Origin of the sequence: Sphingomonas sp. (assembly GCF_024508665.1) — a bacterium.
Lineage (GTDB): Bacteria > Pseudomonadota > Alphaproteobacteria > Sphingomonadales > Sphingomonadaceae > Sphingomonas.
The window spans coordinates 333002-350293 of sequence record NZ_JANINP010000003.1 but is presented as its reverse complement, the minus strand read 5'-3'; the positions used below and the strand labels follow the sequence as shown (position 1 = coordinate 350293).

Annotated in this window: 18 protein-coding genes; 8 read left to right on the top strand and 10 right to left on the bottom strand. The window is 64.4% G+C overall.

Annotated features, from left to right (window positions below; all coding sequences use genetic code 11):
• Nucleotides 1-252: 252 nt before the first annotated feature.
• On the top strand, nt 253-846 hold the full coding sequence (locus Q0L25_RS06890; RefSeq protein ID WP_296612763.1) for a hypothetical protein: 594 nt from the start codon (nt 253-255) through the stop codon (nt 844-846).
• Here the strand turns inward: Q0L25_RS06890 and Q0L25_RS06885 are convergent, their stop codons facing one another.
• The 4 genes from Q0L25_RS06885 to Q0L25_RS06870 form a co-directional block, all read right to left on the bottom strand.
• Nucleotides 847-1230, bottom strand: a complete 384-nt coding sequence (locus tag Q0L25_RS06885; protein WP_296612761.1) for a putative quinol monooxygenase — start codon at nt 1228-1230, stop codon at nt 847-849.
• Nucleotides 1231-1250: 20 nt separating this feature from the next.
• A complete protein-coding gene (locus Q0L25_RS06880; protein WP_296612760.1) occupies nt 1251-1829 on the bottom strand; it encodes a TIGR02466 family protein in 579 nt (192 codons plus the stop codon).
• A gap of 254 nt (nt 1830-2083) precedes the next feature.
• Entirely contained in the window at nt 2084-2653 is a 570-nt protein-coding gene (gene pth, locus Q0L25_RS06875) for an aminoacyl-tRNA hydrolase (protein ID WP_296612759.1), read from the bottom strand.
• 79 nt (nt 2654-2732) lie between these two features.
• Nucleotides 2733-3413 carry a 50S ribosomal protein L25/general stress protein Ctc gene (locus Q0L25_RS06870; RefSeq protein WP_296612757.1) on the bottom strand — a complete coding sequence of 227 codons (681 nt, stop codon included), beginning with the start codon at nt 3411-3413 and terminating at the stop codon, nt 2733-2735.
• Nucleotides 3414-3612: 199 nt separating this feature from the next.
• On the opposite strand from Q0L25_RS06870, the gene Q0L25_RS06865 reads away from it, so the two are divergent.
• The gene (locus Q0L25_RS06865; RefSeq protein WP_157082297.1) at nt 3613-3765 is read left to right on the top strand and encodes a ribosome modulation factor; all 153 of its coding nucleotides are present in this window, start codon (nt 3613-3615) and stop codon (nt 3763-3765) included.
• 52 nt (nt 3766-3817) lie between these two features.
• Here Q0L25_RS06865 and Q0L25_RS06860 read toward each other — a convergent pair whose 3' ends face one another.
• Nucleotides 3818-4567 carry a TraB/GumN family protein gene (locus Q0L25_RS06860; protein ID WP_296612899.1) on the bottom strand — a complete coding sequence of 250 codons (750 nt, stop codon included), beginning with the start codon at nt 4565-4567 and terminating at the stop codon, nt 3818-3820.
• Between the two features lie 92 nt (nt 4568-4659).
• Nucleotides 4660-5562: a TraB/GumN family protein gene (locus tag Q0L25_RS06855; protein ID WP_296612754.1), complete on the bottom strand. Its 903-nt coding sequence runs from the start codon at nt 5560-5562 to the stop codon at nt 4660-4662.
• A 217-nt stretch (nt 5563-5779) separates the two neighbouring features.
• Here Q0L25_RS06855 and Q0L25_RS06850 point away from each other — a divergent pair, with 217 nt between their 5' ends.
• The 6 genes from Q0L25_RS06850 (at nt 5780) to Q0L25_RS06825 (ending at nt 13522) form a co-directional block, all read left to right on the top strand.
• A complete protein-coding gene (locus tag Q0L25_RS06850) occupies nt 5780-6634 on the top strand; it encodes a glycine--tRNA ligase subunit alpha (protein ID WP_296612897.1) in 855 nt (284 codons plus the stop codon).
• Nucleotides 6635-6678: 44 nt separating this feature from the next.
• Nucleotides 6679-8820: a glycine--tRNA ligase subunit beta gene (glyS, locus tag Q0L25_RS06845; protein WP_296612752.1), complete on the top strand. Its 2142-nt coding sequence runs from the start codon at nt 6679-6681 to the stop codon at nt 8818-8820.
• A 72-nt stretch (nt 8821-8892) separates the two neighbouring features.
• Nucleotides 8893-11562 carry a pyruvate, phosphate dikinase gene (gene ppdK, locus Q0L25_RS06840; protein WP_296612750.1) on the top strand — a complete coding sequence of 890 codons (2670 nt, stop codon included), beginning with the start codon at nt 8893-8895 and terminating at the stop codon, nt 11560-11562.
• Between the two features lie 43 nt (nt 11563-11605).
• The gene (locus tag Q0L25_RS06835; RefSeq protein WP_296612749.1) at nt 11606-12421 is read left to right on the top strand and encodes a hypothetical protein; all 816 of its coding nucleotides are present in this window, start codon (nt 11606-11608) and stop codon (nt 12419-12421) included.
• A gap of 13 nt (nt 12422-12434) precedes the next feature.
• Complete coding sequence (locus Q0L25_RS06830; RefSeq protein ID WP_296612747.1) at nt 12435-13001, top strand: DUF1214 domain-containing protein; 567 nt, start codon at nt 12435-12437, stop codon at nt 12999-13001.
• Entirely contained in the window at nt 13001-13522 is a 522-nt protein-coding gene (locus Q0L25_RS06825; RefSeq protein ID WP_296612745.1) for a DUF1254 domain-containing protein, read from the top strand. Before Q0L25_RS06830 ends, Q0L25_RS06825 begins: the two co-directional genes overlap by 1 nt.
• A gap of 37 nt (nt 13523-13559) precedes the next feature.
• On the opposite strand, the gene Q0L25_RS06820 is transcribed toward Q0L25_RS06825, so the two are convergent.
• The 4 genes from Q0L25_RS06820 to Q0L25_RS06805 form a co-directional block, all read right to left on the bottom strand.
• Complete coding sequence (locus Q0L25_RS06820; protein ID WP_296612743.1) at nt 13560-13856, bottom strand: hypothetical protein; 297 nt, start codon at nt 13854-13856, stop codon at nt 13560-13562.
• A gap of 100 nt (nt 13857-13956) precedes the next feature.
• Complete coding sequence (locus Q0L25_RS06815) at nt 13957-14955, bottom strand: type II secretion system F family protein (protein ID WP_296612741.1); 999 nt, start codon at nt 14953-14955, stop codon at nt 13957-13959.
• A 4-nt stretch (nt 14956-14959) separates the two neighbouring features.
• Nucleotides 14960-15937, bottom strand: coding sequence for a type II secretion system F family protein (locus Q0L25_RS06810; protein WP_296612739.1), 978 nt, complete (start codon nt 15935-15937; stop codon nt 14960-14962).
• A 49-nt stretch (nt 15938-15986) separates the two neighbouring features.
• Nucleotides 15987-17291, bottom strand: coding sequence for a pilus assembly protein CpaE (locus Q0L25_RS06805; protein WP_296612738.1), 1305 nt, complete (start codon nt 17289-17291; stop codon nt 15987-15989).
• Between the last annotated feature and the right edge of the window lies 1 nt (nt 17292).

The following is a 17292-nucleotide window of genomic DNA, read 5'->3' as shown; positions in this document are numbered from 1 at the left end:
GGCATCATACTCCAATCGATGCCCACCCGAACGGACAACAATATTGCCGCGTTCCTTAATCGGTGCTGGCTCCGCGGTTCATCGGGGAGTCGGGTCACATTTGGAGCGTGACCCCGAATGCGCCGTAATCCCTTGTTCCGGCCGGCAAAAACTCAGCTATTCTGATGTGTTGCGTTCGGACCAAGGGCATGTCACTCTCCCCATGAAGAACCGGCCGGGGGGAAACGGATGGTGCTTCGGGGGGATAAAAGGATGGTTGTCAGGGCGATCTGTGCCGGTTTCGTAATCGGCGCGCTGGCGTGCACACTACAGCCGGCCCATGCCCGCAACACGCGACCCGCGGCGCTGAAGCCCGCACCCAAAATCCTGGCTCGGGTAAGGCTGGGGCTGCTGCCAACCAGGTCACCCCGACTGGGGCCGCAGATCGCCTATCGCGGCGGCAATACACCGCTGGACGAGATGCTCCGTCCGCGCTTCATCGGCGGTATGATCGATCTCTATCCGACTGAGCGATCGGGCATCCGCCTGTCGGTCGGCACGCGCTATTTCGCGCAATCCAACTTCTGGATTGCGGCCGAACGGGCGACCGACGGACTGCTCTACGACCCTCACATGACTCGCGGCGGACGCGGCTTGTCGCGCGGGTTCCGCCGCTCCACGCCGGCGATGACCTTGGGCTATGACCGCGAAGTGTCGAAGGGATTAGTGCTCGGCCTCGAAGGCGGCGCGCTCAGCGATCGCGCGATCATGCCGACGCGGCCCGGACGGTGGAGCGCAGCCGGCGTGCGCGACGGCGGTTTCGGCCTCAATCCCGTGGCGACGATGTCCGCGCGGTTCGCCTTCTGATCAGCTCTTTAGGCCGATGCCGCCGACCGGCTCGGTCTCCGCTCTCGAATCGAACCCCGCTATCAGGGGCCGGGCCTTGGCGATCGCGGCCTGGACCTGGGGCAGCTTCAGCGAGGCGTCGTGATGCTCCTTGCTGTCCCACGCCTCGGTGATCCAGATCGCGTCGGAATCTGTCGCATCCTTGGCGACGATATAGCTCAGGCATCCCGGCATGCCGGCCGAACTTTCGAGCAACAGCGCGAGCAACTCGTCGCGCTTGCCCGGCACTGCCTTCATTCGTCCCAGCATGCCGTACATCTCAGTTCCTTTCGCGCCGAGGGCGGCGCTCGGCAACATCGTGGCCGCGGCGGTCACGCTCAGCATCGTGCGTCGATCGATTGTCATGTAGCCAGCTTATCGCGCGATCAGCGATAGTTGAAGCTGATGCTGATCCGGTCCTGTCTGGCGGCGTTGGGCATCACTTCGTGGCGCAGCCAGCTTTCCCACAGGAACACGCTGCCCTCGCTCGGCTCGGCATAGACGAACGTGCCCGGCCGTGAGGGCGCCGCCATCATCAGCGGCAAGCGCGGATCCTCGAGCTTGAGCGCGCCCGATCCCGGTGGCACCGCGACATAGACCGTGCCGGACACGATCGAATGCGGGTGGATATGCCCAGAATGCGTGCCGCCGGGCTTGAGGACGTTGACCCACAAACTGTCCAGCTTGAGTTTCTTGCCCAGCTCGAATCCGCATTCCTTGGCAAAGGCGGCGATGTGGCGGTCGAGCAGCTTGACCAGATCGGCGAACCGCGGATCCCTGAGCGGCAGGTCGTTGAGCGAGGCGTAGGAGGTGTAGCCGCGATAACCATGCTCCTTCGACCAGCCGCGTCCGGCGCGATCCTGGTCGGCGAGACCGCGGCAGGCCTCGCCGAGTTCGGCGATCAGCGCGTCGTCGCCGAGCGGCGCGTCATAGAAGCGGGTGGCGAAGAGGTCGCGGATAGTCACGCCGCACGGCGAAGCACGCGCCGCCGGGCGATGCAAGCGCCTATCGGGCGGCGGCGGTGGCCGGGACGGTCGCGGGGAGAACGTTGCCCGTCGTCATGACCAGGGCGCCCCCGATCAACAGGCCGCTCGCCAGCGCGGTCACGACAAATGCTGGCTTCACGACTCACCCTCCCCGGAACTCGGGCCGCGAGATAGGCGGATAGGCTTGTCTGATATTGGATGAATTCGACCCCCGGATCGGCGGCCGACATTTTCTATCCTTGCAGCCGTAACGCGAGGTCGCTCATGAACCGCGCGTCGTCGCCTTTGGCTAGCCACTCGGCCTCGGCAGCCAGTGCGCCGAGCAGGTCGGTCAGCGGTTCGATCTCGCCTTTGGCATAATTTCCAAGCACATGACCGGTCACGCGATCCTTGTGACCGGGGTGGCCGATGCCGATCCGCACGCGGCGGAATGCGTCGCCGATATGCTGGATGGTCGATCGGATGCCGTTATGCCCGGCGGCGCCGCCGCCGCGCTTCACCCGCACCTTGAACGGATCGAGGTCGAGTTCGTCGTAGAAGACGGTCACGTCTTCGGGCTCGAGCTTGTAGAAGCGCATCGCCTCGCCGACCGAACGTCCACTGTCGTTCATGAAGGTCGCCGGCTTGAGCAGCAGGATCTTGTCCGGCCCGATCCGTCCTTCCTGTGTCCAGCCCTGGAACTGCTTCTTGACCGGCCCGAAGCCATGCACCTCGGCGATGGCGTCGACCGCCATGAAGCCGACATTGTGCCGGTGCATCGCATATTGCGCGCCGGGATTTCCGAGGCCGACCCAGAGTTGCATGAAATATCCCTAGACGCGAAAGGGGCGCCCGATCCAGCGGATCGCGGCGCCCCCGTTATTTCGACCAAGAAGCGATTGCTTACTCGGCGTCGCCTTCCGCGGCCGGAGCTTCTTCGGCAGCCGCTTCGCCTTCGACGGCCTCGGCCGGCGCTTCGGCGGCTTCGGTCTCGTTGTCGCCCTCGGCCGACTTCAGCGCCGACGGCGCGACGATCGTGGCGATGGTGAAGTCGCGATCGTCGATCGCCGACTTCGCGCCCTTGGGCAGCTTGACGTTCGAGATGTGCACCGAATCACCGACCTCCAGCCCGGCCAGCGAGATCTGAATCTCGGCGGGGATGTCGGCGGCGTCGACCACCAGTTCGAGTTCGTGACGGACGACGTTGAGCACGCCACCCTTCTTGATACCCTGCGAATCTTCCTCGTCGGTGAACACGACCGGCACGTTGACGTGCACCGTGCTGTGCTCGCCGATGCGCAGGAAGTCGACATGGAGCGGACGATCGGTAACGACGTCGAAGGCGACATCCTTCGGCAGCGTGCGGACGGGTTTGCCGCCGACATCGATCATCACGACGGAATTCATGAAATGCCCGGTCATCAGCTGGCGGACCAGCTCCTTCTCTTCCACGTGGATCGAGACGGGGTCCTGCTTGTTGCCGTAGATGACGGCGGGCACGCGGCCATTGCGGCGCAGATCACGTGAGGCTCCCTTGCCTCCACGGTCACGCGTCTCGGCGGCGAGCGTCATTTGGTCGCTCATGGTAATCTCCGATATGCGGTTTGCTTGGATTTCCGCGCACGCCTCCAGGGATGACCATGCACGGAAGCGCGCGCCTGTAGCCGGAAGGGGCGGGGAAGGCAAGGGCAGGTTCTCGCGCAGGTTCGTTTGAGTTTGCCCGCCCGAACCCGTATCGCCGGCCTCAGGGCCGCCCTGTCGCGGCTGAAACATGGAGGAATAGATGGCCGGCCCGCAGGATAAAGCATGGAGCGAAGGCTATGCCGCGGGCAAGCGCGGCAGGCCGGAAACCGCGTCGCCATACAAAAAGGGCGCGTTCATGGTCGCTTGGCAGCAGGGTTGGCAGAACGGCGTGAAAGCCCGGGACGACAAATAGGCCCGCAATAAGGCCGACTGTAAGAGGCTTTGCGTCGGCCTGATAGCGCGGCCTACTCGATCCGCTCGACCTTCAGTCTGCGCGCGGCGAGCAGTTTCGGTAATGCGTACGGCCCCGCCATATGCCCCAATCCGACCGCAACCAGCACAATGCCCGGTTTCTTCATTCGCGCGATGATCCACCGCGCCCAGCGATCGTTGGGCTGGCCGACGAGTTTCCCCTCCAGCGGCGTGCACTGCGCCGTCTTTTCAAGCGAGGCGATATCGCCGTTCGTCCAGGTCTTCAACGTTTCCCAGTAATTCTCTTTTCCTGACAAAGTGTTTTCCAACATTTTCCTTTGGTCGGGGTCGGGCAGGGCATCGAGCTGATCGAGTTGCTCCTTTGCGTGATAGAAAGCTAGCCGCGTTTTCCCGCTCGACCTAAACGCGCTCCAAAGTTTCGCCTCGACACCGTCGCGGGCGGTCGCGCCGGCCGCTATTGCGTCGCCCGTCGCGAGCGTTGTCGCCAAAGCCCAATCCTTATAGCCATCCAATGTCTCCCGAGCGATTCCTGACCGCGCGATCATCGCGTCCAGGATCTCGCGTTTCCCCGGGGAAACACGATCTCGCACCGGCTTGAGATTGACGCTCTGCGCGATTGCCGGAAAGTCGACGGTCTCCTCCGGGGAGCTTTCGAGTACGAGCGTGTCGGACGTGGCGATCGCGCGGCCGATCAGCGGCGTTTGCCACCTTATATTGGGGGGCAGGAGGTGGATGCTGCCGAGCAAGTAGATCGTCGTGTCGCCATCGCTGACTCGCCACATTGCCGGCCGTGCCTCGATCGACGGCTTGCCACAGCCAGCGAGCGCCAGCAGAACGGCGCCGAGCGCGGCCAGGCGCCCGCGCCGACCTGGCATCAGTAAGCGACCCGTTTCGCGTTGATTTTCAATGTTTTGAGCTGATCGATCACGCTCTGCTTGCCCGCCAGATGGCCGGCGCCCACCGCGATGAACACGGTGCCCGGCTTGTCGAGCCGCGCCTTGATCCACTGCGCCCAGCGGGCGTTGCGGTCGAACAACAGCGTCTTGGCGAGCTCGGGCGAATCGTCCAGCCCATCGTTCATGAACTTGGCCAGCGCATCGGGATCGCCGCGAGACCAGGCCGCCACCATGCCGTTCATCGTCTCTTCGGTCTTGGGCAGCTCTTTCAGCGTGGATTCGAGGAAGGCCAATTGCACCTTCTCGGGCAGGCCTGCGAGGTAGCCGATTTGCTGCTCGGGCGTTTCCAGCCCCTCGATCGCTTTCTTCTCGGTTGCCGCGGCCGCCGTCAGCACCGTTTCCGGCCCGCTCTTGGGATCATAGCCAAGCTTCATAAGCGGCAGCAGGGACAAATTGGTCGCGGCGAACCACGGCTGGGCGCGGTCAAACGCGGCGGGCGGAATCCCAAGCGAATTCATGGCTTTGAGATAATTTCCACGCTCGGTCTCGGGCAGGCGCTCGGTCAGGGTCGGGCCGCTGAGGCTGTATGCCTTGCTCAGCACGATATTCTGCATCGTGGCCTGATCAGGCTGGACCATTTCGAGCACCAGTTCGTCGCTGGAATCGAACGCCTTCTTCACGCCGTCATCGAACCACGACAGACCGGGCTTGAGCACATGGATCGTGCCGAACAGATAGATGGTGGTGTCCTTGTCTTTCACCATCCACAAGGCCGGGTCCGCATCGGCCGTCGCGGGAGCGGATGTCGAGGCCGGAGCCGGACTTGGAGCAGAAACGCTGGGCGCCGCATTTTGCGCCGCCGCCATACCGGCAGCAGTCAAGCCAAGTAAAAACAACAGCTTACGCAGCATAACGATCCTTTAGAGCCCCGTGCCCTCGCGCACTTCTGTAATAGGTAGTCATGCCGCGATGACCAAGGGCTTACCGGCGCCGAACTTTGCTCCCATTGACCGGGTGGTGGCCATGCGCCAAAGGCCCGGACCAAGTTCTACCGCAGCTGCGAAGGTATCCGTGAGCACTCCGCTGAGTTTCCAGCGCATGATCCTGACGCTCCATGATTATTGGAGCCAGCGCGGCTGTCTGATCCTCCAGCCGTACGACATGCGGATGGGAGCGGGGACGTTCCACACCGCGACGACCTTGCGCGCGCTGGGCCCCGATCCGTGGAACGCGGCATTCGTTCAGCCGTGCCGCCGCCCGACCGATGGCCGTTACGGCGAGAATCCCAACCGGCTGCAGCATTATTACCAATATCAGGTGATCCTGAAGCCGAGCCCGCCGGATCTGCAGGATCTCTATCTCGGCAGCCTGGCCGCGATCGGCATCGATTTCACCAAGCACGACATCCGCTTCGTCGAGGACGATTGGGAATCGCCCACGCTCGGCGCCTGGGGCCTGGGCTGGGAAGTCTGGTGCGATGGGATGGAAGTCACCCAGTTCACCTATTTCCAGCAGATGGGCGGCTTCGACTGCAAGCCCGTCGCGGGCGAGCTGACCTATGGGCTCGAGCGGCTGGCGACGTACATCCAGAACAAGGACAGCGTGTACGACCTCGCGTTCAACGACGCGTCGGGCAATACGCCGCAAATGACCTATGGCGACGTGTTCCACGAGAATGAGGTCGAGATGTCGACCTGGAATTTCGAGGTCGCCGATACCGAGACTCTGTTCGACCTGTTCCGCAAGGCCGCGGCCGAGTGCGAGAATTGCCTGAGCCACAAGCTGCCGATCCCGGCGTACGAACAGGCGATCGAGGCGAGCCACATCTTCAACTTGCTCAACGCGCGCGGGGTGATCTCGGTCGCCGAACGCCAGGCCTATATCGGCCGTGTCCGCGACCTGGCGAAGGGGTCGTGCCAAGCGTGGATGGAGAAGAATGGGTGGGCGGCGTGATGGCGGCGACCGAAAATCCTCCCCGCTCGCGGGGAGGATTTGATATGACCGATTTCCTCCTTGAACTCCGCTCCGAGGAAATCCCCGCGCGGATGCAGGACAAGGCGCGGGACGATCTCGCCCGGCTGTTCGCCGCCGAGCTGGAGAAAGCCGGTCTCCGCGCCGATGCGATCGTCACGTTCGCGACGCCGCGCCGGCTGGCGCTGATCGCGCGCGATCTGCCCGAGGCGACCGAAGCGGTGAGCGAGGAGATCAAGGGCCCGCGCGCCGGCGCGCCGCCTCAGGCGCTCGAGGGCTTCCTCCGCAAGACCGGGCTGACCGCCGATCAATTGGTCGAGCGCGACGGTGTGCTCTTCGCGGTGATCGACAAGCCCGGCCGCGCGACTGCCGAGGTGCTGGCCGAGGCAATTCCGGCGATCGTCCGCGCCTTTCCCTGGCCCAAGTCGATGCGCTGGGGTGAGGCGTCGCTGTCGACCGAAAGCCTGCGCTGGGTGCGTCCGCTCCACGGCATCGTCGCGCTGTTCGGTGACCAGATCGTTCCGGCCGAGATTGCGGGCGTGCAATCGGGTGCGGTGACGCTTGGTCATCGTTTCCACCACCCGGGTCCGATCACGATCGGCTCGGCGGCGGATTACGAGGAAAAGCTGCGCGCCTGCCATGTCATCGTCGACCAGGACCAGCGCCGCGCGATCATCCGCGACCGCGCCACCGCGCTCGCCGATGCCGCCGGGCTCGAGTTGATCGAGGACGAAGGGCTGGTCGCCGAGAATGCCGGGCTGACCGAATGGCCGGTGCCCCTACTGGGCCGCTTCGACGAGGCCTATCTCGACGTGCCGCCCGAGGTGATCCAGCTGACGGCGCGGGTGAACCAGAAATATTTCGTCTGCCGGGACAAGGCGGGCAAGCTGGCCAATGCGTTCGTCTGCACGGCGAATATCGAGGCGGTCGATGGCGGCGCGAAGATTGTGGAGGGTAACCGCAAGGTGCTCGCCGCGCGGCTGAGCGATGCGCGGTTCTTCTACGAGACGGACCTCAAGGTGCCGTTGGAAGAGCAGGCGAAGAAGCTCGAGAAGATCGTGTTCCACGAGAAATTGGGCACGGTTGCCGACAAGGTCGAGCGGGTGGCGAAGCTCGCGCGGTGGCTGGTTGAAGAGGGAATCGTCGCCCCGGCGAAGGCCGGGGCCGCCGGGTTGTCTGTCGAAGGTGGTAGCTCAAACGTAACGGCCCCGGCCTCCGCCGGGGCGACGGAATTGGCCGACCAAGCCGAACGTGCCGCGCGTCTCGCCAAAGCCGATCTCGTCACCGGCATGGTCGGCGAGTTCCCCGAACTCCAGGGCCTGATGGGCGGCTATTACGCCGCCGCGCAGGGCGAACCTCCGGCGGTCGCCGAGGCGATCCGCGATCATTACAAGCCGGTCGGGCAGGGCGATGACGTGCCGACCGCGCCGGTGACGGTGGCGGTGTCGCTGGCGGATAAGCTGGATACACTACTCTCATTCTTCGGCGAAGAGATGCTCCCGACGGGATCAAAGGATCCGTTCGCGCTGCGCCGGGCTGGGCTAGGTTATCTGCAATTGGTTCAAGCTAATGGTTTGAGAATCGAACTGTCCAACGCTTCATCGGATTGGAGCGGCGCGAAGTCATCGAGCGGGTTGGGATTGATCCTCGCCGATTTCTTATTCGACCGTCTCGGCGTGCAACTGCGCGATGACGGCATTCGGCATGATTTCATTCAGGCGTCGCGAGATTGGAACGGCAACGAGATCGACGGACGAGTGGATCGCGTCGAAGCCCGTGCCCGCGCACTGGCGGCGTTTCTTCGTACCGAAGACGGCGCCAATCTCCTCGCCGGCTACAAGCGCGCGGCGAATATCCTGAAGAAGGAAGAATACGTCGCCCCGGCCTCCGCCGGGGCGACGCTTTCCTACACTCCCGAACCCGCCGAGGCCGATCTCATCGCCGCGCTCGACGCTGCCGGACCTGCCGCGGCGGACGCGGTCGCCAACGAGGATTTCGAGGCGGCAATGGCCGCGCTCGCGACACTCCGCGCGCCGATCGATGCGTTCTTCGACGCGGTCACGGTCAACGACGCCGACCCCGCCAAACGCGCCGCGCGCCTCGCGCTGCTCGCGCGGGTGCGCGACGCGGTCCACGGCGTCGCCGACTTCTCCAAGATCGAGGGATGAAACCTCGACATACATATTCCGCCTGATCCTTTCCGCCTCCCCAGCGAAACCAGGCATCAAAGGGACTGACGAATGACGCAGTACGTGTACCGGTTCGGTGGTGGCGTTTCCGATGGGGGGAAAGGGGACAAGAATCTCCTGGGCGGCAAGGGCGCGAACCTGGCGGAGATGGCCTCGATCGGCCTGCCGGTGCCGCCCGGCTTCACCATCTCGACCGAAATGTGCACGCGTTATTATGACGAAGGCGCCGTCTTCCCGGACAGCCTGAGGGGCGAAGTCGCCAACGGCATCGCGCATATCGAGCAGGTTACCGGCAAGAAATTCGGCGACGCCGCTGATCCGCTGCTCGTCTCGGTCCGATCGGGCGCGCGCGCTTCTATGCCTGGCATGATGGATACCGTCCTCAACCTCGGCCTCAACGATCAGACCGTGGTCGGCCTGGCCAATGCCTCCGGCGACGAGCGTTTCGCCTGGGACAGCTATCGCCGCTTCATCCAGATGTATTCGGACGTCGTGCTCGAACTCGACCATGGCGCCTTCGAGGAAGCGCTCGAGATCGCCAAGGAAGACAAAGGCTATTATCTCGACACCGAGATGAGCGCCGCCGACTGGAAGGCGCTGGTCGACACTTACAAGAAGCTCGTCGTCGAGCAGTGGAACAAGCCGTTCCCGCAGGACGTCCACGACCAATTGTGGGGCGCGGTCGGCGCGGTGTTCGGGTCGTGGCAGTCGGAACGCGCCAAGGTCTATCGCCGGCTCAACGACATTCCGGCGGAATGGGGTACCGCGGTCAACGTCCAGGCGATGGTGTTCGGCAATATGGGCGAGACCTCGGCAACCGGGGTGGCCTTCACGCGCGATCCGGCCAAGGGCGACAATGCCTATTATGGCGAGTTCCTGATCAACGCCCAGGGTGAGGACGTCGTCGCCGGCATCCGCACGCCGCAATATCTGACCAAGGCCGCGCGCGAAGATGCCAATGCCAAGCCGCTGTCGATGGAAGAGGCGCTGCCCGAAGTTTATCAACAACTCGCGCAAGTGTTCGATACGCTCGAAAAGCATTATCGCGACATGCAGGACATCGAGTTTACGGTGCAGCAGGGCAAGCTCTGGATGCTCCAGACGCGCTCGGGCAAGCGTACTGCCAAGGCGGCTCTCAAGATTGCGGTCGACATGGCCAACGAGGGCTTGATCACCCGCGACGAAGCGATCGCGCGGGTCGATCCGGCGGCGCTCGACCAGTTGCTCCATCCGACGCTCGATCCCAAGGCGCCGCGCGACGTGCTGACCAAGGGCTTGCCCGCCTCGCCGGGTGCGGCCTCGGGCAAGGTCGTGTTCGATGCCGATGCCGCGGAAAAGCGCGCGGCGGCAGGCGACGCGGTGATCCTGGTCCGCACCGAAACCAGTCCTGAGGACATTCACGGCATGCATGCCGCTCGTGGCATCCTGACCGCGCGCGGCGGCATGACCAGTCACGCCGCGGTGGTCGCGCGGGGCATGGGGCGGCCCTGCGTCTCCGGCGCCGGCGCCCTGTCGATCGACGCCAAGGCGAAGATCATGCGTTGCGCCGGGCGCGAAGTGACCGAGGGCGACGTCATCACGATCGATGGCGCGTCCGGCGAAGTGATGATCGGCGAAGTGCCGACCGTGCAGCCCGAACTGGCCGGCGATTTCGGCACGCTGATGGAATGGGCCGACGGCGTTCGCCGGCTCAAGGTCCGTGCCAATGCCGAAACCCCGCTCGACGCCAAGACCGCACGCGAATTCGGCGCCGAAGGGATCGGGCTGTGCCGCACCGAGCATATGTTCTTCGATGCCAACCGCATTACCGCCGTGCGCCAGATGATCCTGGCCGAGGACGAGAAGGGCAGGCGGGCCGCGCTCGAAAAACTGCTGCCCGAGCAACGCGCCGATTTCATCGAAATTTTCGAGGTGATGGCGGGCCTGCCGGTCACGATCCGTCTGCTCGATCCGCCGCTCCACGAATTCCTGCCGCATGAGGAAGCGGAATTCGCCGAGGTGGCGGCGGCAGCCGGCGTCGAGGTCGATTATCTCAAGCGTCGCGCCGCCGAGCTGCATGAGTTCAACCCGATGCTCGGCCATCGCGGCTGCCGCCTGGGCGTGACCTATCCCGAAATCTACGAGATGCAGGCGCGCGCGATCTTCGAGGCGGCGGTCGCCGTCGCCGAGAAATCGGGGGAAGCGCCGATCCCAGAAGTGATGATTCCCCTGGTCGCGACGCGCCGCGAACTCGAGCTGATGAAGGATGTCGTAGACAAGGCAGCCAAGGCGGTGTTCGCCGAAAAGGGCCGCGTGATCAGTTATCTGGTCGGCACGATGATCGAGCTGCCACGCGCCGCGCTGAAGGCCGGGGAGATCGCCGAGGCCGGGCAATTCTTCTCGTTCGGCACCAACGATCTGACCCAGACCGCGCTTGGCGTCAGCCGCGACGACGCGGCGCGCTTCCTGGGCGTCTATGTCGATAAGGGCATTTATCCCAAGGACCCGTTCGTCAGCTTGGACGTCGAGGGCGTCGGCGAACTGATCCGCCTCGCCGCCGAGCGGGGTCGGGCAACGCGACCCGACATCAAGCTGGGCATTTGTGGCGAACATGGCGGCGATCCGGCCTCGATCGCGTTCTGCGAGGAGGTCGGGCTCGATTACGTCTCGGCCTCGCCTTATCGCGTGCCAATCGCCCGACTGGCCGCTGCGCAGGCGGCGCTGGGCGGCAAAGCGGGTTGAGACGGGCTTGACTTCGCGGGGGCGGCGACCGCACTCACCGGCGATGGATCTCGGCAAGACGCGCTGGCTGGTTTTCGTGTTGGTGGCGTCACTGGCCGCCTGCAATCCGTTTGCCAGCAATGATGGCCCGTCCGAAAAGGACATTTCGGACGCGCTCGCCCGATCGGGGGCGAAAGTGCAGTCGGCCGAGCGCATCGCGTGCAAGACTGCGCCCGACCGCCCTGGCTATGTCTGCGATTATCGCGCGACGACGTGCAGCCCATTCACCGGAAAGTGCGACAAGTCTGCGACGCGCACCGGCCGCTTCGTCCGCTATGGCGACAATTGGATGTTCCGCGACGATGTCGCCGATCCCAATCGATACGCGACGCCCATCCCGGTTCCGACGCAAAGTCCGGCGATGATCGAACCGTCGCCTGTCCCGACGCCGAGCCCGACCGCCAGCCCGACGCCGGAGCCGATACCCGCATCGTCACCGTCGCCCAAGCCGACGCCGACCGCCAGCCCGACGCCCAAAGCAAGTCCGACACCGAAGCCGAGTCCAACGGCCAAACCTACGCCAACCGCGAAACCGTCACCAAAACCCACCCCGGGTGGTGTCAATCGGACGTGGCTCTCCGGGCGCTGGGGCGCGGAGAATGGCGATTGCACGGCGCGACGCGCAGTGAATTTCGGTCCCGGCGGCGGTTTTTATGGCAAGAGGGGCATGGGTCGCTGGTCGCTCGACGGAAAGACGGTCAAGGTCACCGGCAATTACAGCGAGGACAACAAGCCGTTCGATCAGGTCCTCAAGGTCGAGCGCATCGGCGACGATGCGCTGGTAATGGAGGGCAAGCGCTACCACCGCTGCCCGAACTGACGGGGGGAGGAATATGAAGCCCTGGATCCGATATGCGATCTGCGGTGTGCTCGGATGGGCCCTGGGTGCGGGGGCGGCGGTCCAGCATGTCCGGACAGGCGTTCTGGGCGCCAATCGGGCGATCGGGCCATGGACAACCGGCGGCGATTTCGGCACCGCCCGCGCCGGCGCATTCACCCGCGCCGTGGTGTCGCTGCGCGGACTGCTCGCGCTCCCCGCCCATGAAGCACGCTATTACAACGCCGCGGTCGACAGCGCGGGAGAGCCACTCGATGGGCGCTGCCGCTATCGTGTATCGGGACGTTCGATCCCGGCAAAATGGTGGAGCCTGACGCTCTACGATCATCCCGGCTACCTCGTTGCCAATCAGGCGGGGCGGTACTCGATCGCCAGCGCCGCGTTGCCCAACCCGGCCAAGTGGGAAGTGATCGTCGCGCCGGCCGAACAGGCCGGTTTGTGGCTGCCGACTGGGCGGATCGACCGTTTCGAACTCACCTTGCGCGCCTATCTCCCCGATGACGGAGGGATCGGCAACATGACCCGCGATCAGCTTCCCTCGATCGTGAAGGAGGGCTGCTGATGCGCCGCTGGCTCTTTCCGCTGTTGCTCGGCGTCGTCCTGGCCTTCGTCGGCTACCAGGTCGCGCTCGTGCAGTTTCCGCGTGTCCTGATGGGCCTCGCCACGCACCGTATCGCCAAGGGCACGGGATACAATGCGATGCTCGCGGCACCGCTCGCTACCGACAAGGCGCGTGCCATCGTCCGGCCGAGCCCGGACCTCGCTTATTCATCCTGTCCGTTCGACCTGTCGAACGGACCTGTGCTGGTCGATGTTGCGCCGGTGCCCGCCCCCTATTGGTCGCTGTCGATCTTCAATTCGCGTACCGACGTCGCGTATGTCCGCAACAATATCGATGCCGGCAACCAGCCGATCCGCGTCGCCATCGCGCGTCCCGGGCAACCCGTACCCGACGGCATGACGGCGGTTCGCGTCGACGGCACGACGGGCATCGCGCTGATCCGTATCCTGGTGCCCGACCGCACCCAGTTCGCGGCGATCGATGCTGCGCGCAAGAAGTCGAGCTGTAAGGCGTTGAGTTGACGTGGGCTCCCTCTCCCAGTGGGAGAGGGAAGAGAGATCAAACCGCCCGCGCCCGCAATTCCGCGTTCTCCGCCGCCAGCTTCTCGTTCGCCGCGGTCAAATCGATCTTCGCCTTTTCGAGATCGCGCACATAGGCGTCCCGATTGGTCGTCAACGCCTCACGCTCGCGGATCTTGGCATCGGTGTCCGTGCGATAGGCCGCGTGGGCGTCGCGCTCTTCCTCGTAGCGCTTGCGCCATTTGGTACCCCGCGGCGCGATGAGCAGTCCGAGCACCAGACCGACGATCAGGACGAGGACGACTACGGCGATCTGGTTCGGGTCGGTGAACAGCATGGCGTCTCTCCCTGTTGGGGATCTCAACGCGTCATGCTGCGCTCGGTTGCGGAGCGGCGCAAGTCGACCCCCTCCCGCGTGCGGGAGGGGAGTGACCGGATCAATGGCCGCCGTGCAGGAAGGCGTCGTTGATGCTGCACGCCGCCGGGCCCAGGATGACGATGAACAGGGTCGGCAGGATGAACAGAATCAGCGGCACGGTCATGATCGCCGGCAGCCGCGCGGCCTTTTCCTCGGCGCGCATCATGCGCTCGTTGCGGAATTCGGCCGACAGCACGCGCAGTGCGGAGGCGAGCGGCGTGCCGTATTTCTCGGTCTGGATCATGGTCGTGACCACACCCTTGATCGCGTCGAGGTCGACACGCATCGCCAGGTTCTCGAACGCCTGACGGCGGTCGGACAGGAAGCCGAGTTCGATCGCGGTCAGCGCGAATTCGTCGCCCAGTTCGGGATAGGCCCGGCCCAGTTCCTTCGACACGCGATGGAAGGCGACGTCGACGGTCAGGCCGGCCTCGGCGCAGATCACCAGCAGATCGAGCGCGTCGGGCAAGCCCTTGCGGATCGCCGCAGAACGCTTCTGGATCTTGTTCTTGAGATAGATGTCGGGACCCTTGTAGCCCAGGATGAAGGCCCCGGCGACCAGTCCATATTGCTTGAGCGGCGACCAGGTCGCGAACGCATCAGTGCCGTAGACGAAATACAGCATCGGCAGGCCGAACAGGATCGGCAGGATCAACCGGCCAAAAATGACCGCGACGGCATATTCCTTCTGACGGATGCCGGCCTGGAGCAGCTTGGTCTGCGCGACCTTGAGCTGGCTGTCCTGCAGGACCTTGAGGTTCTGAAGGATCGAACGGATGCGGTCGGTGGTCTCGTTTTTCTGGACCAGTTTCGCGCGGCGCTTGCTGGTCGAAGCGGTGATACCGGCCTTCAACTGTTCGCGGCGATCATTGAGCGCCTTGACACGGCGCGCCATCGGATCGCGGACGGTGGTCGCCGCGTAAATGGCGAGCATGACGGCGAACGCGGCGACGCCGGCGAGCAGGGTGCCTACCCAGAGGACGTCGACGCCGAGCAGGGTTGTGTGGTGCGGTTCCATGGCCTCAGATCTCGAAATTGACCATTTTGGCCATGATCAAGCCGCCCAGGGACATCCAGATGAAGCCGCCGATGCCGGCGACGATCAGGCGCTGATCGACGAAGAAATTGCCCATATAGGCCGGGCTGATCCACATGATCAGGCCGAACACGATGAACGGCAGCGAGCCGACGATATAGGCCGACGCCTTGGATTCGGACGACATCGCCTTGATCTTCAGCTTCATCTGTCCGCGCTGGCGCAGCACGGTGGCGAGGTTGGCCAGAGTCTCGGCGAGGTTGCCGCCGGTTTCGCGCTGGATCGCGATCGAAATAACGAAGAACTGGAATTCCGGCGTGCCGAGGCGATCGGCGGTTTCCTGCAACGCTGCGTCCATCGTACGGCCGATCTTCATCTTGTCCGATACCGCGCGGAATTCCTCGCCGACCGGGCCAGGCACTTCGGCGCCGACCACACCCATGGTTTCGCTGATCGGCAGACCAGAGCGCAGCCCGCGCACGAGCAATTCGATCGCGTCGGGGAATTTGGCGGTAAACTTATTGACCCGGCGCCTGATGAAATAGCCGACCACGAAATGCGGCAGTCCGGCGCCGACGAACACGGCGATCAGGACGGAGATTGCGACCGGAGCGCCGCGGATCATCAGCAGCGTCGCGACGACCAGCATGATGCCGAACGTCGCCAGGCCGTATTGACCGACGGTCCAGGTCTTGCCGGTCATGGCGAGGCGCTTCTTGAGCAAGGCCGGACGCGGCAGGAACCGCATCATCGCGGTGTCCATGTTGCTGTCGCGCTTGCCGGTGATGCGGCGCATTTGCGCTGCCATTGCCGCGTCGCTGGCGGCGCCGCTATGGCGTTCGCGGAGCGAGTTCAGCCGGCGCGTCTGAGCCTTCGCCACCGACGGACCGGAAAAGGCGAACGCTAGCAGCAACAGCATGGTTGCCGCTCCTGCAATCACCGAGATCAGCGGCACCAATGGCATCGCTCGAACGCTCCACTTGTTGGTGCCGGCCCGGATGGGCCGGCGATGATCAACTCGACTTCGCGGCTTTCTTGCTCGGCATCAGCGACTTGAGGTCGGCGAACTTGCCGATCAGGGACTGACCCGCCGATTTCCCGGCGCCATTCTTGCCTGTCGCCTTGCCTGCCGGCTCGGCCGAATCGCTCACCGCCAACAGCCGGTTGGCGAGCTCGGCGATCGGCGCGACCGTCTTGGATCCCTTGCCGGCCTCGGCCAGCGGCTTGCCCAGCTTGGCAGCCTGCGCCGCCAGTTTCTGGTCATAAGGCACGACGAAATCGATACGGCGCTCGATCGAACCTTCGAAATCCTTGCGGCTGATTTCCAGCTGACCGCCAGCCGGCACCCGATTGGCGACCACCAGGACCTGGGTTCCCGGCGCGTTCGACTTCAACCACGACAGGATACGAATCGTGTCGCGTGCCGCGGCCAGCGTCAGTTCGGTCACGACCACGGTGGTCTGGATGTCGCTGATCAGATGCGGGTGGGCGATCAACTGCGCGCGCGGCAAGTCGACCACCGTGCATTCGAACGCGGCGCGCATTTCTTCCTGCAATTGGTAGAAAGCGGAGCCGTCGGTCATCATCGGCGAGTTGATCGGTGCTTCGGCTGACAGCACGGCAAGACGCTCGCTGGCCTTGACCATCGCACGTTCGATAAACAGCCCGTCGATGCGGCTGGGATTCTCGATCGCGTCGGTCAGGCCGCGGCCGGGCTCGAGGTCGAGCGCCAGAGCGCCGGTGCCGAAATGCACGTCGAGATCGAGCAATGCCGTGGTGCGGCCGCCCTTCTCGCTCATCAACCACGCGACCGAGGTAGCGATGGTCGAAGCGCCAGTGCCACCGCGCGTACCGATCACCGCGGTCGCGGAGTGCGGACGGTCCGGCGAAACCTCGTTCAGCCGCGGTGCGTTCAACACCGCTTGCGCGCTGCCAAAGGCTTCGCGCAGCAGATCCGGATTGAGCGGCTTGAGCAGATAATCCTGGATACCGCTCGCGGTAAGGTCGCGATAGAGCCGGACATCGTTGACCTGGCCTGCCGCGATCACGACGGTGCCAGGCTCGCAGACCTCCGCCAGTGCGTTGATGTCATTGAGCGGATCGCCCGACTCGCTCAGATCGACGAACAGCACTTGCGGACTGGCCGAGACGGACAGCGACTGGACCGCGTTGCGCAGCCCACCCTTGTTCACTTTCTCGGCCGACCAGCCCATTTCGCTGACGATCGGGCGCAGCGCTTCGGCGGTCGTCTCGTCGCAGACATAAGCGACGAACGGCTCGCGATGTGCGACACCAGCGGGCTTCCACGGCGCGTTCATC